17 protein-coding genes and 1 tRNA gene are annotated in these 22702 nt (G+C 57.7%); 12 read left to right on the top strand and 6 right to left on the bottom strand.

Annotated features, from left to right (window positions below; all coding sequences use genetic code 11):
- Window positions 1-70 precede the first annotated feature (70 nt).
- Window positions 71-634, top strand: coding sequence for an HNH endonuclease (locus tag KI792_10855; GenBank protein ID MBV6633514.1), 564 nt, complete (start codon window positions 71-73; stop codon window positions 632-634).
- 152 nt (window positions 635-786) lie between these two features.
- Complete coding sequence (locus KI792_10850) at window positions 787-2403, top strand: alpha/beta hydrolase (GenBank protein MBV6633513.1); 1617 nt, start codon at window positions 787-789, stop codon at window positions 2401-2403.
- 21 nt (window positions 2404-2424) lie between these two features.
- Here the strand turns inward: KI792_10850 and KI792_10845 are convergent, their stop codons facing one another.
- On the bottom strand, window positions 2425-2982 hold the full coding sequence (locus KI792_10845; protein MBV6633512.1) for a disulfide bond formation protein B: 558 nt from the start codon (window positions 2980-2982) through the stop codon (window positions 2425-2427).
- Between the two features lie 129 nt (window positions 2983-3111).
- Window positions 3112-3714, bottom strand: a complete 603-nt coding sequence (locus tag KI792_10840; protein MBV6633511.1) for a DedA family protein — start codon at window positions 3712-3714, stop codon at window positions 3112-3114.
- Window positions 3715-3910: 196 nt separating this feature from the next.
- Between KI792_10840 and KI792_10835 the strand changes: the two genes are divergently transcribed.
- Window positions 3911-5716: a hypothetical protein gene (locus KI792_10835; GenBank protein ID MBV6633510.1), complete on the top strand. Its 1806-nt coding sequence runs from the start codon at window positions 3911-3913 to the stop codon at window positions 5714-5716.
- A gap of 47 nt (window positions 5717-5763) precedes the next feature.
- Window positions 5764-6618, top strand: a complete 855-nt coding sequence (locus tag KI792_10830) for an FkbM family methyltransferase (GenBank protein ID MBV6633509.1) — start codon at window positions 5764-5766, stop codon at window positions 6616-6618.
- Window position 6619: 1 nt separating this feature from the next.
- On the opposite strand, the gene KI792_10825 is transcribed toward KI792_10830, so the two are convergent.
- Complete coding sequence (locus KI792_10825) at window positions 6620-7441, bottom strand: tetratricopeptide repeat protein (protein ID MBV6633508.1); 822 nt, start codon at window positions 7439-7441, stop codon at window positions 6620-6622.
- A 169-nt stretch (window positions 7442-7610) separates the two neighbouring features.
- Between KI792_10825 and KI792_10820 the strand changes: the two genes are divergently transcribed.
- The 3 genes from KI792_10820 (at window position 7611) to KI792_10810 (ending at window position 12309) form a co-directional block, all read left to right on the top strand.
- A tRNA-Leu gene (locus KI792_10820) sits at window positions 7611-7695 on the top strand.
- A 238-nt stretch (window positions 7696-7933) separates the two neighbouring features.
- Window positions 7934-9103 (top strand): efflux RND transporter periplasmic adaptor subunit, encoded by a 1170-nt coding sequence (locus KI792_10815; protein ID MBV6633507.1) that lies wholly within the window; start codon window positions 7934-7936, stop codon window positions 9101-9103.
- Window positions 9100-12309: an efflux RND transporter permease subunit gene (locus tag KI792_10810; protein MBV6633506.1), complete on the top strand. Its 3210-nt coding sequence runs from the start codon at window positions 9100-9102 to the stop codon at window positions 12307-12309. Before KI792_10815 ends, KI792_10810 begins: the two co-directional genes overlap by 4 nt.
- Before the next feature lie 16 nt (window positions 12310-12325).
- On the opposite strand, the gene KI792_10805 is transcribed toward KI792_10810, so the two are convergent.
- Entirely contained in the window at window positions 12326-12994 is a 669-nt protein-coding gene (locus tag KI792_10805) for an SH3 domain-containing protein (protein MBV6633505.1), read from the bottom strand.
- A gap of 276 nt (window positions 12995-13270) precedes the next feature.
- Between KI792_10805 and KI792_10800 the strand changes: the two genes are divergently transcribed.
- From KI792_10800 to KI792_10780, 5 genes are all read left to right on the top strand, one after another.
- Window positions 13271-14911, top strand: a complete 1641-nt coding sequence (locus KI792_10800) for an acyl-CoA synthetase (protein MBV6633504.1) — start codon at window positions 13271-13273, stop codon at window positions 14909-14911.
- 168 nt (window positions 14912-15079) lie between these two features.
- Complete coding sequence (locus tag KI792_10795; GenBank protein MBV6633503.1) at window positions 15080-16633, top strand: trypsin-like serine protease; 1554 nt, start codon at window positions 15080-15082, stop codon at window positions 16631-16633.
- A gap of 18 nt (window positions 16634-16651) precedes the next feature.
- Window positions 16652-18385, top strand: a complete 1734-nt coding sequence (locus KI792_10790; GenBank protein ID MBV6633502.1) for a hypothetical protein — start codon at window positions 16652-16654, stop codon at window positions 18383-18385.
- Between the two features lie 52 nt (window positions 18386-18437).
- A complete protein-coding gene (gene lepB / locus KI792_10785; GenBank protein MBV6633501.1) occupies window positions 18438-19466 on the top strand; it encodes a signal peptidase I in 1029 nt (342 codons plus the stop codon).
- Window positions 19467-19550: 84 nt separating this feature from the next.
- On the top strand, window positions 19551-20828 hold the full coding sequence (locus KI792_10780) for a hypothetical protein (GenBank protein MBV6633500.1): 1278 nt from the start codon (window positions 19551-19553) through the stop codon (window positions 20826-20828).
- Between the two features lie 4 nt (window positions 20829-20832).
- Here KI792_10780 and KI792_10775 read toward each other — a convergent pair whose 3' ends face one another.
- Together KI792_10775 and KI792_10770 are read right to left on the bottom strand one after the other, a co-directional pair.
- Window positions 20833-21564 carry an HAD family hydrolase gene (locus KI792_10775; protein ID MBV6633499.1) on the bottom strand — a complete coding sequence of 244 codons (732 nt, stop codon included), beginning with the start codon at window positions 21562-21564 and terminating at the stop codon, window positions 20833-20835.
- A 41-nt stretch (window positions 21565-21605) separates the two neighbouring features.
- Window positions 21606-22631, bottom strand: a complete 1026-nt coding sequence (locus KI792_10770; GenBank protein MBV6633498.1) for a hypothetical protein — start codon at window positions 22629-22631, stop codon at window positions 21606-21608.
- Window positions 22632-22702: the final 71 nt, after the last annotated feature.

Raw genomic sequence — 22702 nt, 5'->3', positions numbered from 1 at the left:
CGGCATATTAAAGAGGTATGACGGTCTTTCGCGTAGAAGTTGGGAGTGATTGACCGTGCATGCCCACTCGATGGTATCACCGCCTGATGGTAGCCCTGCCCTGGTCCTTAACGCCGATTTCAGGCCGTTAAGTTACTTCCCACTGTCATTGTGGTCATGGCAAGACGCGGTCAAGGCGGTGTTCCTGGACCGCGTTAATATTATCAGCCGGTATGAAACGGTTGTTCGATCCCCAACATTTGAGATGCAGTTGCCGAGCGTTATCTCGCTCAAAGACTATGTCTCAACCGATCGCCGCCCGGCCTTTACCCGCTTCAACGTATTCCTGCGCGACCGGTTCATCTGCCAGTATTGCGGCGGTAAGTTTCCGACCCAAGAGCTGACCTTTGACCACGTCATTCCGCGCTCTAAGGGCGGGAAGACTAGCTGGGAAAACGTGGTGACTTCCTGCGGCCGCTGTAACCTCGCTAAGGGCAATAAAATGCCTAAGGTCTGCGGGATGGAGCCGTTGAATGAGCCAGTTCAGCCGAGCAGTTATCAGCTTCAGGAAAATGGCCGGTCCTACCCGCCCAACTTCCTCCATGAGAGCTGGCGCGACTTTCTCTATTGGGATTCTGAGCTCGACGAGATTTAACGAACCCTTCGTTAAACTTGCTTAAGCTTTGCAATCGGCACCGTCACCGTTACCTTTCGCCTATACGGCGTTGGACCGGAACTTGCTTCTAGTCTTCAGCGACTTCCATGCAGCCCCACTGGTGGGCTGCCACCTTTGATTGGTCCCCGGGCGTGAGCAGCAAAGACGCGATATCCTACTTCTTGTCCAAGGACTTGCGGATTACCGCCAAGGATGGCTTGCCGCTGGCCGCAACGCTTTATGAGCCAACGGCGGCAACTGGCCTGACCGCGCCCTTATGCCTGGTGATTATCAATTCAGAGGCTGGGGTTAAGCGCAGCTTTTATGAGCCGTTTGCCGAGCATCTGGCTGGCCGTGGGGCTGCGGTTCTAACCTATGACTACCGCGGTATCGGCGGCTCGCTGACCAGTGAGATCAGGGAGGCTGAAGCCAGTATCACCCAATGGGGTAAGCTGGATGCGGCTGGGGCCCTTGATTGGGCACAGCAATACATCGCCAAACTGCCGGTCTTTGTCATCGCCCATGGTCTTGGTGGTCAGCTTGTCGGCCTGACCGAAGAGCCGGATCAGGCGAATGAGTACCTGTTCATCGCATCGGGGCTAGACCACCACCTGTTCTGGCCAAAAACGGATCGGATGCGGCGCAACTGGCGCTACGGTGTGAAGTTGCCGATGCTCATCCGAACTTTTGGCTATCTGCCACGCGGATCGCTGGCCAACAGCACGGATTTGCCAGCTGCAGCCGCCCTGCGCATCGCCAAATGGGCGCGGGATGAGGATGGCGCCTATGGCGTTGAGAAAACGCCTGGGTTTGAGGCGTTAACGGCGCCGATTACCGCCTATAGCTTCAGTGATGATGAGTGGACCAGCGCAATCGCGGCGGAAGGCCTGCTGGATTGCTATCCAAATGCACGGTCTGTTCATATCCCGCTAACCCCCTTCCGCGCTGGTGTTGAAGAGATCGGCCATGATGGCTTCTTTAACTCGGCGAGTGAGGATTTGCTGTGGCCCCGGGCGACCGAATGGCTGCGCCGTGAGATTCCATTGGTGATGGCCGAGCGTGAGGCGGCGGAGGCGGCCGAACGTGAGGCCCAGGGGCTTCCACCTAAACCAACGAAGCAACAGATTGCCCGTGCTGCGAAGCTGCGGGCGATTGCTGGTACAGAGGCCGCCCGCAAGGCAGCTGAAGCTGCAGCGATCGCTGAACAAGAGGCGGCTAAGCAAGCGGCCGAAGAAGACGAGAATGCGAGGCGCTCAAGCCGTCGTCGCGGGGCCCGCGCAGGGCGGCGCGCACGGCGAAGCGTGGACAATGCCGTACGCGCTGCCGGTTCTGCCGTACGTGCAGCGGTTAGCAATGAGGGCGCACCAGCTGATGCCACCGAGGATCGTCGCAGTGCCCTTGCCGAACGCCGGGCTGAACGGGCACAACGCCGCGCGGCTCGTGCTGAGGCCCAGCAGAAAGACGCAGCTGCCAGCACGCCAGCCATAGCGGCAAAACCCTCGGGTGATGTTGATCAGGCAACCGGTATGCCGATCCCGAATGCCGATGAGGCCCGCCGCCAGGCCGCCGCCATCGCACGAATGGCGAAAGCTAGCGAACAACCCAAGGTGCCGGTTCCACGCGGTGACAGTGGTGGGGAGGCGGGTGCTGCAAGGGTTGTGGGTGACGGCGGTACATCCGGTGGCACGGGCAACAAGAGCATTCGCGACCAGTTCCGGCGCGTGCCGACCCGCCGCCAGAAAAGCGTCCGCGATACCGATGTTGAGTAATGCTTAAGTGATTATCGACGCTTAATGCTGATCGACAGGCTCGCCTTGAACTTGCCAGGCCTTGATTGCCATCAGCGCACCCAGGCCAAAAGAGATCAGCATATTGTAACCAGCCATTGAGATGCCGAGCAGGCTCCAGGTGACGTCACCGCATGACACGGTTGGGGCCGCCAGTAAATGCGCGCGCAATTCCTCAATGGAGCCGCCGGTTGGTAAGGCGGGCGAACAACTTGCTAGGCCAGCCCACCAGCCCTGTTCCACGCCGACATGAAAGCCAGCAATCGCCGTATTGGCGAACAGGGCGAGGCCGATGGTTAGCAAGAGCATAGCCTGGGCAAATTTATGATGGGCGGTGGCGATGGCACCAATGGCCAGCACCAGCACGGCAACCCAAGGCCAGCGCTGAACAACGCAGAGTTCACAGGGTTGAAGGCCAAAGGCGTATTGGCTGATGAGGGCGAAGCCCAGCATGAACAGGGCAATAATCAAGGCGCCAACGCCGGCCATCCGTCCGGTAATGCGTGGGCCTGCCCGGAACGCTTCCGGCCCGGCAATCGCATTAAACTCGGCGGTGCCCATGGCACCGGATGATAAATTGTGGCTTCCCACCATGGTCTTAGGCGCTGTCTTTAGCCGCTAAACACTTCGATGCGGCTCAGCATCAGCATCACCACGTCTCTAGAAAAATAGGGTGACACCAGGTGGGATTCAAATCAACAGGGCAAGCGCCATAAACCCGCCAATCAGCAAGGCCAAGCCGAGCAGAGACAGCCAGGGCAGGTGTTTGTCGATGAAATTCCGGATCGGTGGGCCAATCCAATAAAGCAACCCGGCAACCAAGAAGAACCGAGCGCCCCGCGATAGGGCGGCTGCCAAGATAAACACGGCTAGGTTCATGTAGACGGTGCCAGAGGCAATGGTCACCACCTTAAACGGCAGCGGCGTGAAGCCGGCCGCCATGACAATCCAGGCACCATACTCGCGGTAGTAATCGCCAAAGTTCTCAAACACGGCTTCATAGCCGTAAAGCGCCAGGATTGGGCGGGCCACCAGTTCAAACAGCAGGGCGCCGATGGCATAACCCGCAACGGCACCTAAGACTGAGGCGAGGGTACAGATCGCGGCATGACCGAAGGCACGTGCACGATCGGCCAGCGCCATCGGGATCAGCATCACATCCGGCGGGATCGGGAAGAACGAGCTATCGGCAAAGGAGACGGCCGCCAGATACCAACGGGCATGCCGGTGGGCTGCCACCTCAAGGCTCCAATTATAGAGCCGACGGATTGGGTTGGTGAGGGTTGCTAGCACCTATCGAGTGTCTTCCTCAGACTGGTATGCGGGTTGATCTGGTTGCCTGGCTTTGCAGCCGCTACCTTCTGCTCATCATCGGGTTACCGCGTCTTGCCCGGCCTGCGGTGTTTGTGCAAGGGCGAAGTCGCCCAAGCCCCGTGACCAGATCACCGTGCTGATCAAAAGCACCCAATATCGTTGCATCTCGGAAGCCATGGCCGCAGATCCACATCACCTAACGCTACAGAAGCTGATTGCCGGCGGTGACGCCATTAAGGCAATCGAGCTTGCCGCTGAGCTGTTGGCCGATGGTGGCAACCTGGATGGGAATCAGCGGGCGGCGGTATTACATGAGCTTGGTCGGGCGCAAACTCGGCTTCGTAACTTTGACGCGGCGATGATGGCTTTTGATCAGGCAATAGCCCTGGATCAAGCGCAGCCAATTTACCGGTTGAACCACGGCATTGCGGCCTATGGTGCCGGGCAATTAGATTTGGCAGCGAGCGCGTTTGCCGAGGCGGTGCGTCAGGCCCCAGATTTTGCCTATGCCATCTATTGGCGGGGTTTTGTGGCCGCCCAGCAGGGTGACTACGCGGCTGCAGATGGCTTCTACCGCGCCGCTTCTGAGCTTCAGCCTGATAACCCTGAGATCATGCTGGCCCGGCTGAACCTGGCCCGGCGCATCTGTGATTGGGCTGGGTTGGCACAGCTTCGCACCGCCATGGCAGAACGCTGGCAACAGGGCCAAAGCCTGACCCTACTGGAAGGGTTAGCCAACCCGGCGGATACTGAGGATGACGCTCTCTTGGCGACCCTATCGCAGGCGCGCGCCGAGCAGCTTGCACGGGGACTGACCTCGCCACCATTTACCGACTGGCCTAAGGCCAAAGCGGCGGGTGAGGGGCCGCTTCGGATCGGCTATCTGTCCGCAAACTTCCGTAAGCAGGCTGGCGGGCAATTGGCTCGCGGTATGTTCGGTGCCCATGATCGGGACCGTGTGCATGTAACCGCCTACGCCTTACCGCCAATGGATGACAGCCGGTATCGGCAAGACCCAGAGCGGGATGCTGATAGGTTTTTCGATTTAAGCCAGGCCTCTTCCGCTGAGGCTGCCGCGCAGATCCGTGATGACGGCATTCAGGTGCTGATTGATATGAAGGGTTGGACCGAGTTCAACCGGCAGGACATCATGGCCCTCCGCCCGGCACCGGTTCAGATCCATTATCTGGGATATGCGGCGCCCATGGTGGCCCCATGGATTAACTATCAGGTGGTTGATCCGATCCTGGTTCCAGAGGCTGCGCGCGGCCAGTACCCCCTGAACCTGATCTATCTACCCGATACGTACCAGATGAATGACGGCGCCCAGCCACTGCCTGGTGAAACGCCGGAACGGAAGGCATTTGGGCTGCCGGAAGACGGCCTGGTATTGGCGGTTGCGAACACAATCTACAAGGTCACACAGCCGGTCTTTGAAGTGTGGCTTCGCATTCTGGCTGCCCGTGAGAAGACGGTGCTCTGGATGTTTGGTGCTAGCCAGGCTGCCAAAGACAATATGATCGCGGCGGCGGTGCAGGCAGGCATCGATGAGGGACGGTTAATCTTCTCGCCCAGCATGGATCGGGATGGGCATTTGACCCGGCTGCAGGCAGCAGACCTGGCGCTCGACACCCGTCCCTATGGTGGTCACACGACCACTGGTGATTGCCTATGGGCTGGCCTGCCGGTTCTAGCCATGCAGGGGAACCACTTTGCGTCTCGCGTCTCACAAAGCTTGCTTAGCGCCGCAGGGCTTGGCCAATTGGTGGCACAGGATGCAGATGAGTTCCTGAATATGGCGACAGGCCTAATTGATGATGGGGCCGCGAGACAGGCGCTACGTGATGACCTAATCGCGCGGCGCCATTCGATGGCATTGTTCGATACGCATGCCCGCACGCACCAGCTTGAAGATGCCTACATTGCCGCCTGGCGGAATTACTGCAATGGTGCGACCCCCGCCGATATCCGGGTTGAGTAGCCGCACTTCATTCTAGAAACCACTAGCTAGAAGCCATCGATCGCTGAATGTCTTTCAAAGCCACAGATCAAAAACCAATCTTCCAGGCGGACTTCCTTGAGGTTAGGCAGTGCCGTCGAGGCGTCTTTGGCTACTATCTGACCGATATGCGGCAGGCAGTATCCCTCGGCCGATATGGGGAGTTGTTCGATCCGCAGGTTTCACTGTTGCTCGAGTTGGTGGAGCCGGATGATTTGGTCATCGATGTTGGTGCCGGGCTCGGCGCCTACACCATTCCCCTAGCGCGTAAACTGATCCGTGGCGGCGGCATCGTTCAAGCGTTTGAGCCTGCCCGCCTTAACCACCAAACCCTGGTGATGAATGTCGGCCTAAACCGCCTGGTGAACGTCTTTGATCACCGGTTGGCAGTTGGGGCGGAAGCCGGGGTCAAAAACGTGCCGTTAATGAACCCCCTGAAGAAGCAGGATTTCGGCACGCTGCCTGAAGATGCGGACCAGGGTGAGCCAGTTCAGGTGATCACGCTCGATCAGCTGGGGTTGCAGCGCTGCCGCCTAATCAAAGTTGATGTCAGCGGTGGTGAGCTCGCGGTGCTGCAAGGTGCCGTGAACCTGATCCGCACGCTGGGGCCGGTGCTGTTTATCTCTTACCCCGGCAATTACGAGCCCATTCGAGAATTGCTCGAGTTTTTGGAAGCCGAGGATTATGAGGCCTGGTGGCATTTCGCCGATATGTTCCAGGCATCGAACTTTGCCCAGGCCGATACAAACCACTTCCCGGGCCAGATGCCGGACACAAACATCCTCGCCTTGCCAAAAGCAGCTAAGGCCACCTTCCCCAATATGGAGCGGGTGATTGGTCTGGATGATTGGCGTCAGGCAGCGCTTAAGCGCTCCACCGAGTAGCCTAGCCTAGCTTCGCTAACGCCTCTTTGGCGTCATCGAAATCGGCATCTAGCTCAACCGCCTTGGTATAGGAAATCTTCGCGGCTTCGCTGTCGCCTTTAGCTTCGGCTAGCTTGCCCTTGTTGAAGAAGGCATCGGGGAACTCTGGTGCCAAGGCCAGGGCCTTATCAATGGCCGCTTCCGCCTCATCATGGCGCCCCAGGTCGATCAGCAGATTGCCCAGATTGTTGTGGGCATCTGGATATTCGGGGTCGAGGGCAACGGTGCGGGAATAGGCGGTTTCTGCCCCTTCATTATCGCCCTTAGCCTGATAGGCCGTACCGATGTTGAGCCATGCCTCAGCGTAATCGCCGTCAACTTCTAGCGCGCGCTGGTAGGCGAAGATCGCCTTATCCAGCTCGTCAGTCTCACGGTAGAGGTTGCCGAGGTTGAACGCCGCCACGGTGAATTCAGGGTTCACCGCCAGCGCATTCTCATAGGCCTTCACCGCATCTTCGATCCGGTCTAGCTCTTTCAACGCGTTGCCAAGATTGGTCCAGTAACCGGCATTCTGCTCATCGATCTTGAGTGCCTCAGAGATCCGCTCAAACGCAACCTCATGCTGGCCCTGGGCATAGGCAATGGCGCCCAGCATGTGATGGGCATCGGCATTCTCAGCATCAATGGCCAGCACCTGGGTGTAGAGCTCAGTCGCAACCTCATACTCTTCCGCTTGCTGGTGGGCGAAGCCCTTCTCAAGCATGATTTGCGGGTTCTTGAGGTCCTGGTCAGACAGGGTCTTTTGGCGCAGCTTTTCCTGGCGCCGGCGTTCCTGGCGGTTCATGGCGATGAATCTTGTCTGTGTGTGAGATTAGGCCGTGGCGATCACGATTACCCTTGTAGCCAAAGCAATCGCCACAGCCAACCAGAACTGCCAACAGCTTTGTCTTAAGGTTCTGATTGACCCAGTGTTGCCAATGCCTAAGATGCCGCTGCTGATCGCGGCTTGGTGCGCCCCTGTGGCGGAATTGGTAGACGCGGTAGATTCAAAATCTATTGTCTTCGGACGTGCCTGTTCGAGTCAGGCCAGGGGCACCATTCCCTTATTCGCGCCCGATCAGCCCAATTCCCGCTTAAATCTGGAGTGCTTGCAGCTTCCCCGCCTGTCGGACACCTCTTCGGGTGGTCCCGGTCTCGGCTGCTAAGTGGCTGAAAACACCATCGAAGTTTTCATATTTTGCGGCCAAGCATAAGTTTTTGCTGATAACCGGTTCTCGCTACTGCGTATCGGGGTATCTCTGCTGGCAACCCACATCGCTGAAAGAGATCCCACGCTATGTTTTCGATCTGGCCGTCACCCATCCGTGCCGCGTTGTTTTTGGCACTGCCCCTTGTCGCCCTGACGGCGTGTGAGGATCAGGCCCAACAGCAAGCCGGTGGGGCACCACCACCGCCTACCGTCACGGTTGCCGAGCCTCTCGTCCGCGATGTGATTGAGGAAGCGGAATACACGGGTCGGTTTGAAGCGGTGGAGTTTGTTGAGTTACGCGCCCGGGTTAGCGGCTATCTCGACAGCATCAATTTCCAGCCTGGCGATGTGGTTCAGGCGGGCGACCTGCTTTTCGTTATTGATCAACGGCCATTCCAGCTCGACGTTGATCGCGCTGAGGCGGATTTGAGCCAGGAGCGAACGGCCCTACGCCTAGCCATCCGTGAACGTGAGCGGGCTGAGCAGCTGGTTGCCAACCGTAACATCTCTGAGAGTGTGTTTGATGAGCGAGTGCAGACTGAACAGGCTTCCCGTGCTCGTATTCAGGCCTCACAAGCAGCGCTGCGCCAGGCGCAGCTGAACCTTGAGTTCACCGAGATCCGCGCGCCAGTGTCTGGGCGAATTAGCCGGGAACAGGTCACTGTCGGGAACCTGATCAGCGGTGGGACGGCCAATGCCACCCTCCTGACCACCATTTCCTCGGTAGATCCGATTTATTTCTTCTTTGATGTGAACGAGGCGGATTACCTTCGTTTTGCCCGGGTGGCCGCCAATCAGGGCGATGCCGAACGGACCCGCGTAACCTTAGCGCTGGCTGATGAGACTGAGTTTATCAATCAGGGTGAAGTCGATTTCGTTGAGCCACGCTTTGATTTTGAGACCAGCACGGTCACCCTCCGCGCTGTTTTGGATAACCCCAACGGTACCTTCATCCCGGGCCTGTTCGCCAAGGTTCGGGTGCCGGCCACCGATGAGTTTGAGGCGATCCTGGTCCCCGATGACGTCGTTGGCACCGACCAGACAACCCGATTTGTCTATGTAATCGGTGAGGGTGATGTGGCTGAAGCCCGGCCGGTGATAACTGGCCCGCTGATTGAGGGGTTCCGGGTTATCGAAGAAGGGTTGAGGCCGGGTGAGCGGATTGTGATCAACGGCCTGCAGCGTGTCCGCCCTGGCGCTCCAGTCACGCCGGAGCCCGGTGAAATCCGCGACGTCTTTGCGGAGAGCCGGCCGTGAACTTCTCCCATTTCTTCGTTGATCGGCCCGTCTTTGCTGCGGTCCTCTCCATCATCACCATTGTGGTGGGGATGATCGCGTTCAACGCGCTGCCGATGACCCAGTATCCAGAGATTGCCCCACCGACGATTGTGGTCTCCGCCTCCTATCCGGGGGCGAATGCCCAGACCATCGCCGATACGGTGGCCGCTCCGCTTGAGCAGGAGATTAATGGCGTTGAGGACATGATCTATATGCTCAGCCAATCCACCAGCTCTGGTGAGTTGAGCATCACAGTCACCTTTGCCCTCGGCACCAATCTGGAGGATGCGCAGGTTCTGGTTCAGAACCGCGTCGCGACGGCTGAGCCGCGCCTGCCTGAAGAGGTGCGCGCGCTGGGTGTGACGACCCGTAAGAGCTCCCCCGATCTGATGATGGTGGTGCATATGGAGAGCCCGGATAACAGCCGGGATCAGCTCTATATCTCCAACTACGCCCTGCTTCAGGTGCGCGATGTCCTGTCCCGGATTGATGGGGTCGGCGAGGTGCGCATGTTTGGTGCTCGCGACTACTCAATGCGCGTCTGGCTGGACCCGCAGCGCATGGGGGAGCTGTCGCTGACCACGGGTGATGTGGTCGCCGCCTTGCGTGAGCAGAACGTACAGGTGGCGGGCGGTGCCCTTGGACAGCCGCCGGTTGCCAACCCACCAGCCTTCCAAACACAGCTACAGCTGCGCGGTCGCCTCGATAGCGTTAAGGCGTTCGAAGAGATTGTTGTGAAGACCGGCGATGATGGTCAGCTGGTGCGGGTCAAAGATGTGGCCCGGGTTGAGTTGGGGGCGGAATCCTACGTCAACAACTCCTACAAATCTGGCTCACCAGCCGTTGCCCTGGCGATCTTTCAACGCCCAGGATCGAACGCCTTGGATACCGCCGATCAGGTGCTGACAACAATGGAGGAACTCTCTGAAGGGTTCCCGCAAGGTGTCGGCTATGACGTGATCTATAACCCGACCCAGTTCATTGAAGAGTCGATCGCCGAACTTCTCCGCACCATTGCCGAGGCGGTGGCCCTGGTCACCATTGTGATGCTCATCTTCCTGCATTCTTGGCGCGCGGCGATTGTGCCGATTGCCGCCATTCCGGTGTCCCTGATCGGCACGCTGGCGGTCATGCAGGCCTTTGGCTACTCGATCAACAACTTAACCCTGTTTGGTCTGGTGCTGGCGGTTGGGATCGTGGTCGATGATGCCATTGTGGTGGTTGAGAATGTGGAACGGAATATCGCCGAGGGTAAGGATCCACGAACCGCAACCCATGTGACCATGACCGAGGTGGCAACCGCGCTAATTGCAACCACGCTGGTGCTGGTTGCCGTCTTTGTCCCTTCCACCTTCCTATCGGGCATTACCGGCCAGTTCTTTAAGCAATTCGGCCTGACCATTGCGACGGCAACGGTTATCTCCTCGATCAATTCACTGACCCTTAGCCCGGCCCTCTGCGCGATCCTGCTGCGGAAGAAGGAGCATCATTGCAGTGATGAGGAGGCGAAGAAGTTAAGCCTGCTGCAAAAAGCGGCGAGGGCCTTTGATAAGGGCTTTGATAAGCTCAGCAACGGCTATGCGTGGCTGGTCGCGAAGGTGATTGAGGGGCGGGCCGTCATGCTGGTCCTCTACACCGTTTTGATCGCGCTGACGGCCTGGAACTTCCAGCGCGTGCCGACCGGCTTCATCCCGCAACAGGATCAGGGCTACATCATCACGGTGGTTCAACTGCCCGCTGGTGCTTCCCTAGCCAGAACGGATGAGGTGACGAGGCGGGTTGAGCAGCTGATGCTCGAGACCGATGGGATTGTTCACACCGCTACCTTCGCTGGTTTTAACGGCGCCACCTTCACCAATGCCTCAAATGCCGCTGCCGTCTTCTCTGCCTTCGCGCCTTTTTCTGAGCGGATGCCAAAGGGGTTAACGGCCAATCGCATCTTGGCTGAAACCAATCAGAAGGTTCAGTCGGTGCTGGATGCCAATGTTTTTGTTGTGCCGCCACCGCCGGTGCGGGGCATTGGTAATGCCGGTGGCTGGAAGATGATGATCCAGGATCGTCGGGGACGTGGGCTTGATGTCCTGAACCAGGCAACCCAGGACCTGATGGTTGCCGCCTGGCAGGACAGCTCTTCTGTTGCTGTCTTCTCACCATTCCAGGCGAACGCACCGCAGATATTCATCGATGTGGATCGCGTGCGAGCGGAGAAACTGAACGTGCCGGTCTCCAACGTGTTCAACGCGCTGGAGGTTTATATCGGCTCCGTCTTTGTGAATGACTTCAACCTGTTTGGCCGTACCTTCCAGGTTCGCGCCCAGGGCGATGCGCCATTCCGTTTGGTTGAGGAAGATATCCGCCGCCTTGAGACGCGTTCGACTACCGGCGCCATGGTGCCCCTCGGCTCGTTGATTGAGTTCCGGTATGAGGCGGGACCAGAGCGGGTGCCACGCTACAACATCTATCAGGCAGCGGAGTTGCAGGGTAATGCTGCACCGGGCGTCAGCTCTGGTGATGCGATTAAACGGATGGGCGAACTGGCTGATCAGATCCTGCCGCCAGGCATCAGCTACGCCTGGACCGATCTCGCCTATCAAGAGGTGAATATCGATACCAACCCGCTGATCATCTTCGCGCTTAGTGTGCTCTTCGCCTTCCTGGTGTTGGCTGCGCAGTATGAGAGTTGGTCACTGCCGCTGGCGATTGTCTTGATCGTGCCGATGTGCCTGCTCTCCGCCCTGGCGGGTGTGCAGTTGCTTGGCTTGGACAACAACATCCTTACCCAGATTGGCTTTATAGTCTTGATAGCCCTGGCCTGTAAGAATGCCATCCTGATCGTGGAATTCGCCAAGCAGGAAGAGGCAAACGGGAAGGGGATCGTTGAGGCCGCGATTGAGAGCTGCCGAACCCGGCTACGCCCGATCATGATGACGTCCTTCGCCTTTATCCTTGGCGTGGTGCCTCTACTGATTGCCTCAGGGGCTGGGGCTGAGATGCGTCAGGCGCTGGGCACGGCCGTCTTCTTCGGCATGATTGGCGTCACCGTGTTTGGTCTCGTCTTCACGCCGGTCTTCTATGTCTTGATCCGCAAGACCCTGACGTCACTGGGTTTCGATAAGCCAGGGCCCAAGGTGGCTGGATCAGATGGTCAGGATGACGGACGCGCTGAGGTTCCAGCGGCGGAGTAGGGAAGCTTTATGCTGATCACACATCGGCGGTGAGCGGCTCATCCTCGGGGATCGGTAGGTCCAGCCAGGTGCGGTGGGCCCAGCCTCGTGCGCCCGCCTCAAGTTCGACCTCAACCCAGGTGGTGGAAACGCCGATGACGGTCATCTGGGTGGCCGGCACTGCCGTTGCTACGATCCGTGCGGTCTCGTCCGGTCTAGACCGCAGGTTGGCGTAACGCTTCTCTGGTCTAATGCGGATGCTCATTGATAGCAGCTTGCCGACCGGCTCTTGTGATTTGTCATTACTGACGGCAATGGGCACCAGATCGCCAGCGGGATCAGAGACGGTTTTGGGTTTCGCCTCGGCCTCGGTTTCTGCCTGGCTAAGGATCCGGGTAATGGTCTCAGCACCATCCTGTAGGGCCAGGCCAAGTGGGGTTAGGCCGTATTCATTGACGATACTGGCATCTGCACCAGCCGACAGCAGTGGGGCGAGCACACGGTCGCGTCGGTGCATAACCGCGATATGGAGGACGGAGCGTCCGGTATCATCGAGTTGGTTTACGTCGCCAACTTCATAAGCAAGCTGCGCAACAGCCGTGGCGTCGTCCAGCAGGATCGCACGGATCATGCTGCCATACGCAATATGGTCGCGTTCAGAGACGACATCGTCTCGCGCGACATATCTAGCGGCCTTGTTTGACATAACGCTCTGGCCCCCATAGCCAGCTTGCTTCACTGCCAATCTGCAATGTCTTTGCGATTAAGCACTACCCCACAAGTGCCAAAATCACGGTTAATACATATAACACGTATCAAGGATATGAAACCCTATCGTAACAAATCTCAGCTTAGAGATTTCTGCATGCCTTGGAATACAAGGGGTAAGGGCTTCTAAACGTTAGCTTGATAGCTTTGACCGCCGGTGCCGTTGACCACTAAGCTGCCGCCAATCACAAAAAAACTGATCGGCGATTCATCAATGCACCACCCAACCGACAGCCACTACAGCGCCGCCCATCTGTCAGCCAACGCAGCGAACTATCAGCCGTTATCGCCCTTGTCCTTCTTGCCAAGGACGGCTGCCATCCATCCGGACCGGATATCAGTGATTGATGGTGATCGCCGTTTCACCTGGGCTGAGACCTATTCCCGGTGTCGTCAGCTTGCTTCCGCCCTAAACCTTGCTGGCATTGGTGCTGGGGATACGGTGTCCGTATTGGCCCCAAACATCCTGGCCGCGTTTGAAGCGACCCACGGTGTCCCCATGGCGGGTGCTGTAATCAATGCCCTCAATGTCCGGTTAGATGCCAATGCGATTGCCTTTATCTTGAACCACGGTGAGGCTAAGGCACTGATTGTCGACCCAGAGTTTGCCGAACTAGCAGAAGAAGTTCTGGACTTAATCGGGCGGCCAATTCTGGTCATTGATATCGATGATCCGTCCCTGCCAAACGCCAAGCGAGTTGGCTCGACGACCTATGAGGCTTTCCTCGAAACCGGTGATCCGAACGCCGAATGGTCGATGCCAGATGATGAGTGGCAGGCAATTGCGCTCAACTACACCTCTGGCACGACCGGCGATCCGAAAGGCGTCGTTTATCATCATCGCGGGGCCTATCTGAATGCGATTGGCAACTCACTGACCTGGCCGATGCCGCATTTTCCCGTCTATCTCTGGACCCTGCCAATGTTTCACTGCAATGGCTGGTGCTTCCCATGGGGCATTACCATGATGGCGGGGACCCATGTGTGTCTGCGCCGGATCGAGGCTGGGGCCATTTATGATGCCATTGCTGATCATGGTGTGACCCATCTCTGCGGCGCGCCGATCATTATGTCGATGATCGTTAATGCAACGGCGGATCAACGCCGTGAGTTTTCACAATCCGTGAAGATGATGACCGCGGCTTCTGCCCCACCAGCCGCCACTTTACGAGAGATGGCCGAGCTTGGGATTGAGGTCACCCATGTCTATGGCCTGACCGAGGTTTATGGACCAGCGACCGTCTGTGCTTGGAAGCCTGAATGGGATGGGGAGAGTATCGAGACCCAGGCCACGATCAAATCCCGGCAGGGTGTGGCGTACCCCGTCCTTGAGGGCCTAGCCGTGCTGGACCCTGAGACGATGGAGCCGGTTCCCGCCGATGGCCAGACAATGGGCGAGATCATGATGCGCGGGAACATCGTGATGAAGGGCTACCTGAAAAATCCGGAGACGACCCAAAAATCCTTTGAGGGTGGCTGGTTCCATACTGGCGACCTGGCCGTTTGCCACCCCGATGGCTATGTCGAGATTAAGGATCGGTCAAAGGACATCATCATTTCCGGCGGTGAAAACATCTCAACTATCGAGGTTGAGGGGGTGCTTTATGATCATCCATCGGTGATGGAGGCCGCCGTGGTGGCACGACCAGATGATAAATGGGGCGAGACGCCCTGTGCCTTTGTCACGCTTAAGCCCGATAGCTCTCTGGATGAGGCCAGCCTAATCGCCCATTGCCGTGAGAACATGGCCCATTTCAAGGCGCCTAAGAAGGTGGTTTTCGGCGAGTTGCCCAAGACATCGACCGGTAAAGTGCAGAAATATGTGCTGCGCGAACGCGCTAAAGAGCTGAATTGAGCCATTTCAGGTATGGCCGGAACGCCGCACCTGTTCACAGTTAAGTGCGTGATGGCTCCGCTCAAACCCGCACTTATGCTACTGTGCGTTAGGTTATTGAGCTGAGCAGAGCTCAATCATCACCGGCATGGCTAGCCGGTGCGGGTAATCCAGGTCTAGGGGAAGGCCATGTCCAGTTTGAATGATGCGCAGGCGCGCGTCTCGGTTCCATCTAACGATCCGTTTGATCCAACCTATGTGGTCCAGCCTGGAACGGGCTTTGACTCTGTGGTTGGCGTCTTCAACCAGTTCTCGCGTGGTTCAGGCGTGATCCTGGGCGATGGCAACTGGGTTCTGACCGCCGCTCACGTGATTTTTGGTGAAGACCCGGTTCAGATGTCGGTCGCGATCGATCTCCCCGAAGGACGCATTGGGATCGGTGTTACTGAGGTAATTATTCACCCAGACTACAATCCTGACCCGCTAACTGGTTACAGCTCTGCCAATGATATCGCATTGCTACGCCTGGCAGAGACTGCGCCAAATGCTGGGGTTGAGCTCTACCGCGGCACAAGCGAGGTCAATTCAACCTTCCAGCTTGTCGGCTATGGCGTTGCTGGCACCGGTAATGGTGGCCAGGTTTCTGTCACTCAAGATCCTGGTAGCGGCCTTACAAAGCGGACGGGTTTCAACACCTATGAGCTGATTGATGGCGCGACCTTACCGAATGGTAACGCTTTCAACGATATCTTTGGCGATCCGACGCCCGACGGTTCTCTGCTGTTCTATGATTTCGATAACGGTAACGCAGAGAACGATGCCTTTGGCTCTCTTGGTTTGGCTAATCTGGGCCTGGGCGAACAAGAGGTTAATTCAACCCAGGGTGATAGTGGCGGACCGACATTCATCAACGGACAGGTGGCCGGTATTGTTTCCGGTGGTTCGACCTTTACTGGTCCGAATTCACCTGATGTTGATGGTCAGCTGAACTCTTCATTTGGTGAGTTCTCTTTCGATACGCGGGTTTCATTCTTCCAAGATTGGATTGATGGGATCGTCGGGAATATCTTTGGGCCCGACCCGGATCCAGATCCAACCCCAGATCCAACCCCAGACCCAACCCCAGACCCAACCCCAGACCCAGATCCAGATCCAACCCCGGACCCAACACCGGATCCGGATCCAACGCCAGACCCGACGCCGACACCGCCGGTGAATTTGTTCCCGCTGCCATTGCCAGGCGTGCCGATTGAGCCGCCGCTCTCTGGGCCGACTGAGAACCCGCCGTCAGATCTGCCGGATGATGAGTTTGTTTACCGCCTGTACAACCAGCAGACAGGCGTTCACATCTACACCTCAAGCGAGGCGGAGCGAGACAACTTCGTCGCCAGTGATCCGAACATCATCTATCTGGCGCCGGTGTTTGAGACGAGCGATCCGTTCTTCCCAGCTTCAGTTGAGGTGTTCCGATACTACAACCCGTTCAACGGCTCTTACCTGTACACGACGACCGACGAAGAGCGCGCCTTTATCTCTGAGAATGTGCCGACCCTGATTAGTGAGGGACCACAGTTCCGGGTCAGCAACTTCCAAGGCCCGGGAATGGATCCGGTTTACCGCTTTTACGAGCCGAAGACCGGTGTCCATTTCTTCACCAGCTCAGAGTCTGAGCGTGAGTTTGTTGAGGCCAATATTCCCGACTATCAGCTGATCGGTGTCGCCTGGTTCTCAGAGTCTCTTTGAGGCCTATTAGCATCCGTTATGTCGTCTTCTGATCAAGCTAAGGCTGTTTCGCCGATTGATGGCCTTCTTGCCTTGCCGCAAGACGACGTGCGCAACCCTGTGCCTGTCATGGACGTGGGCAATCTGTTCACGGCCGACCGGTTGCTGGTGGACGTATTGCGACAGGCGGGCGGGCGCTGGATTGAACCTAGGGCCAAGGCCGTAGGCGCGATCATGGCTGCTGAGGGTGTTGACTGGGCAGAGCGCCGAGAATCCCCAAGGCTTCAGAAGTTTGACCGATCCGGGTACCGGATTGATGGCATCCACCAATCTGATGCTTGGCGCCAGCTAACAGCCACGGCGCGCCAATACGGACTTCACAGCCTAACCGCAGTTGATAACCGCGATGGGGTGCACGCCGCCCGTGCGGCTATGCTCTACACCCTGGGCCAAGTGGCGCCGTCGGTTATTGCGCCAATCTCAGTTACCCATGCTGGCTTTAGTGTTCTGGAGCAAGCTGGCCAGGCCGTTCAGAAGGCATGTTTTCCATCACTGGCTGCTGTTGGTGAGCTGGGTAAATCGGCGCAAGGGTCAGGTGACCATGGCGCATCACTAGGCCTGGCAATTGCCGAGAAACATGCCGTTAGCGCCACTGCTGGCGGTGAGCTCGGTTTTGCGACCATTGCCCAGCCAATATCGGGTCGTGGTGCGGGCGGTGGTGCGGCGTTTGAATTGACCGGACACAAATGGTGGGCGGTAGTACCCCAGGCTGATGCCCTGATCGTGCTCGCGAAAAGCCCGCTAGGCCCCAGCTGTTTCTTGGTGCCAAAACAACGGCCAGATGGCAGTCGTAATCGCATTCAGATCCAAAGTCTGACGCCCGCCTTCACGGACGCACCGGAAGCGGTTGCCTCGTTAGAGTTTCATGGCGCCTTCGCGACCCTAATCGGGGAAGAGGGCCAGGGCTTCGCTGTCATTCACCCAATGCATCAGCGGTTGATGACGGACCAGGTGGTGGTGCTGGCGGCCATTCAGCGGCAGCTTCTGACCCAATTGCTCCACGTTTCGGCCCATCGGACTAAGGGCGGTAAAAGCCAGCTGTCAGACCTATCGGTTAAGCAAACGATCGCTGATCTCTGCCTTGAGGTAGAGGCGGCGATGCGCATGGCAATGCAATTGGCGGGTTGGTTGGACACACCACCAGCGCATCCGCAGCTGCAGTATCTAGGCGCCCTTGCTGCGAAGTATTGGTTGATGCGCCGGGTTCCAATGGCCGTAACCGAAGCAATGGATGTGGTTGGCTTCCACGCCCGCTCAGACCATGATCGTGCCCTGGATTTTGATGGTGCCGCCGCCTTTGTTGCTTTGGTCGATGGTGGGCTGGGGCTAGAGGGTGTGAATGACAGTGTTAGCGGCCAACTCTGCGATGATGCGTTGGCCTTGCTGCGCCAGGACCGCAGCCTTGGTAGCGCCTTAATGAGTTACCTGAAGGGTATCGCCGACGCCCATCCGGTTCTTGGCCTCCATTTGGAGCGCCTGGCGCCTGTTTTGGATTCCGTATCCGATATGGATCAGCGTTATGGACGACGGGCGCTAGAGCTGATCGCCCTGGCGCTTCAGGCTGCTGTTGTTCTGCCTGCTGTGCCGCCATCGATCGGTAGTCTTTTCAATCAAACCCGCCTCGATGCTGATCGCGGGCATAGCTTGGGCTCATCGCCCATGCCTGGTGATCTTGATGAGGTGATTGATCGCCTGCGCTTGCAGGCCGGTTGAATCACGTCATATCTCTCGCTGGGCTTTAGAGTGTTGAAGGTACAGGTCGGCTATGGGGGATAGCGCAATTCGTGTTGATGATATGGGGGCAACCGCCATCGATGAGGATGAGGTTGCCGTCGAAGACCCAAGCCTTCCACCACCTCGCCGGGCCTGGATCGCTGTCTTTTTGGCGCTGCTATCCCCGATATCTGCCTTCCTATACACCGGCACCCCAAGGCTGACCCTGCCATTCATTGCGATCCAAGTACTGTTGGCTATCTGGCTTGTTGCCGGATGGACGGCCAGCTTTGCCGGGTTCTTTGCTTACTTCGCCATCTTTATTGGCCAGGGGCTTATCGGGATGGCCGTGGCCGGTTTTGTCGCCGCCCGGCAGCCACGACCAATCCATCTTGCCCGCTATCAGCGATATTGGATTTATCTGGCTGTCATTATCGCGATTGGTGCTGGTCAACGCGTTGCGGCGTCTGTTGATGGTCCCGCCGTGGTCGGTGTGGAATCAAGTTCCATGTTCCCAACACTTTGGAGTTCCGACCTCGTCTTGGCGACGGGTGGTGAGCTCAATAACTATGAGCCACGGCGTGGGGACATCGTGGTCTATTGGCATCCGCAACAGCCGGGTGAGCGTTGGATCAAACGGATCGTGGCAGTCTCCGGTGATTACCTAACCATCGATGATGGCCAGCTGATCGTGAATGGTGAACCGGTGGAGCGGGTTGATACCGACCCGTATATTTGGGAGCCGCGGCCCGGCTTGCGCCTAACCTTTAAGCGTGCGGTGGAGACCTGGCCGACCGGCCTCGATCCGGAGGAACGGACCGTTGAAACGGTGCATACCGGTTCGCTAACCGGCAATTACCATAACGAAGACAACCTCCGCATCGTCGGTGACAATGTCTATGTGATGGGCGATTACCGGGATAACTCGCTTGATAGCCGGGCCCAGTTTCACGGGTTGCTACCAATTAAGAACATCACCCATCGCGTGGTCGGCATTCTGTACTCCCCGCGTCGGGAGCTGACCATGGTTCCGGTCTACAGCCAGACGGTGACCATTCCGGACGCAGAAACCGCAGAATAGAGCCCGCTCTTGATGCGTGGTTGTGTCTGCAGCTATTGAAACACGACAACCCTAGTTTCATTCAGTTGTGCTATCTCTGGCACCATGGCCAACCGCAACGTAATTCCGCAGCCTCTCTCTGAGGAGATGCCGCCGTTCGACCCAACGATTTGGGCGCGGCCGGACGTCGATAAGACGACGAATTGCTTTGCGTTCGCCGCCGACGATCCTGAGGGTCATGTCGATACCTATGGCCCGCAGCCCGGCGACCGCCAATTCAACTATCTGCGTGAGATATCGGTTAAGGAAATCACCAAGAAGGCGGCTACCGATAACTTCACACCAATCGGCAATGACCCAAAGCAGAAGGCGGGCCACTATCTGGTGTTTCTCGCTGTGTCACCGGGCAATGATTATCATTGGTATCGCCAGATGGCTGATGGCACCTGGTGGCATAAACCTGCCCCGGGCAAGGCGCTCACCAATAAGGATTATGACGGCAACGTCATCACGGACCCCCGCACCGCCAACCGGCGGAACAAGCGCTACCACTACAATAAGTCTGGTGGGTTCTTTCAGGTGCCCTATGGCGGTGTCCGGGTCGGCATCACGCCGGATCGACGTTGGCTGAAAGAGTTTGAGCTGCAGGAGGTTTTGGATCTGGTGGAGTGCCAGCGCCAGCGCCGCACGGAAGAGGCCAAGACAGACTCAAAGCGCAAGAACCGTGAGTTCAAAGAGAAGCGAGCGGAGATTAAAGGGGGCGAACCCCGTAATGCAGCCCATCGCTGGTTACGCAAGGCTTGGCATGCGGTTGAAGATCAAATCGATAAACTGCGCGGTCGGCCACTTCGGGAGCGTTTGAGCGCTGAGGGCCAGTTGGAGGCCTATCAAGAAGAGGTAGCCAGCCAATCCCGTCAGGCGGACCGAACTAGGCGCCGCAATGAGATCCGTGAGTTGAAGCGGCTAATCGACCTTCAAGAGCATCGCGCTATTGCTGGCTTCCGGCCAGACGAGGAGATGGTGAAATACAAGATCAGCCGCCAGAAGGGGCAGCGGCATAGCTTTGTCGTCGCCACTGATGCAGCCCTCGGCAATATCACCTGGGCCTCGATCACCATTGAGGGTCAAACATTGGACGCCAAAGCGGTGCGCGACACCACGGCCCTGGGGTCGAGCCTGTTGGGCTCTCCCGGCCTAACTGGTGATCACACCCCGAATATCGATGGCTGCTTCAATGATCTGGTGGGGCGGGTGTTCCAACCCTTCGACAACAGCATGGCCCGGATTGGTGATGTATCAGCCGGCGTTGAGAAAGCTGCGCTTGAGGTTGTGCATGGCGGCGATCAGCCATCGGCCCCGCACCGACGTCGTCCAAACCGCTAACGGCTCAGGCTTGGCTCAACCAAGCTGCTAACTCAGTCAGGCTGTTAATTCGGGGGCCTGCCTTCTCTTCCGCAGCGTGAACCGTAAGGGCTTTCCAGCCCGCTTGTTCAGCGGCTTTTGTATCCCGATCCGGATTGTCACCAACATGCAGAATGTTTGCTGGCTCTAACCGCAGGCGCTTTGCTGTTGCTTGGTACAGGCCGTCGCTTTTGCTCTTCCCGGTCTTACTGCTGGTGATCAGGTGATCGACCAAGCCTGAGAAACCAAGCTGCTCTAATGCGTGGGTTTGGGCATCATGCGGCCCCTCACTGATGACCAGAACCATCAGATCTTGGTCCTTTGCTGCTTTAAGGGCCTCACCGGCACCGTCAAGCGGTCGCGTCGCTTGATCCAAGCTGAATTGATATAGCGTCAGGCAATGATCGAGGTCTCGAACGCCAATGATTGAGAAGGCATCCAGCAGCTTCTCAAACCTGGCTTCCCGGTACTTCTTTGCAGGCTTGTCGGTGACAAAATGATGGGACTGCGCCTCGGCCAGGATTTCTCCATAGGCCTTCTCAAGCCTTGGCTGGGGGACCCCATAAATCTCACTGATGTAGTCATAGACCGCATCCATGCCCGCCTTTGAGGCACCACGGAAGTCGTGCAGCGTGTCGTCCAGATCGAAACTGATCGCGCTAAGATCGCCCGGCGTCAGGTCATTGAGCGGGGTTGGCAGCGGAATTGTGGTTGGCATGGTGATGCTTATGTTAGCGAGGCAGTCGCGGCGCAGTGAACCTAGCCTAGCGCGGCAACCGGTGCAGTAAATCTCTGCTCCGGTGCCTTCTTGCCGTAGTTGTCGTCATTGGCCGCGTTATCAAGCTCATGATCAAACCGGACAGGTCGTCCCTTCAGGATCATCTGCGTTCTGAAGGCCTGGAGGCGGCATTCGGTATCTAGTCGGGCAAAGATATCGCCCAATTCACGGTCTAGCCGCTCCACCTGGTCTGTCGTTATTAGGCCATGCTTCACCCGTGTGGTTGCAACCCCATCGGTGTGCTGAACACCTGAATGCGCCATGACGGAGGAGAACAGACCCTTCGGGTTCTCTTTAGTGTAGATGTCCTGCTCTCGTGTGCTGCGGTAAAGGAAGTTTTGGCCAAACTCCTTATTGTCGTAGCTCATCATCGCCGGGTCGAAGGGCAGGCCCCAATGGCTCGTGACGCCGCGCAGGATCATCTCCTGGTTGCGCTCATTCTCCACCATGGCGTCATAGCTGATGATCCGGGTGCCAGGCACAACTGACTTCGCGCGATCATAGCTATCGGCGATGTTTTTGTAAGCGGTGATGAATGCGTCGATGTCGTCCCAGCCCTTAGCAAGCCAGCTGTCAAACGCTGCCTTTGGCTCGCGAACCAGGAACACCGGGCGGGCCGTTCTGATGGCGTCATCATTTGGTAGAACGGGGTAGTTAACCTCGTTTAGATCAGGTGTCCCGGTTGCCAGATCGTTGCCCGTCTCCTCTTTGGAGACGATGACCCGGTACCCCTTCTCTTGCGCCTTCGCATAGATCGGGTGGGCCGGATCAGCCAGCGGGCCGTCATAGATGCTGTAATCGGGTTCGAAGGGGCGGTAGTCGCCGCGCGCGCCAGTTCGGGGCTGCATATTGCCCATCAGGGTCAGACGGCTGGTGACGCCAATCATCTGATGCTCAGCCAGCAGGCACATGGTCATGGTCGAGCCACTACGCGGCAGGGCAACTACCATCCGTAGATCGGGCTGGTTAGCGGCATTGGCCGTCCCAGCAACTGTTGGCTCTCTCAAATCCATCTCAGTCGTGGATAATCAGATTTTTGGATGCCCTGATTATCGCCGAACGCGTTGAAAGCCAGTGT

The sequence above is a fragment of the Alphaproteobacteria bacterium SS10 genome (genome assembly GCA_019192455.1).
Taxonomy (GTDB): Bacteria; Pseudomonadota; Alphaproteobacteria; order TMED2; family TMED2; genus TMED2.
This window is presented reverse-complemented; position numbering and strand designations above follow the sequence as displayed.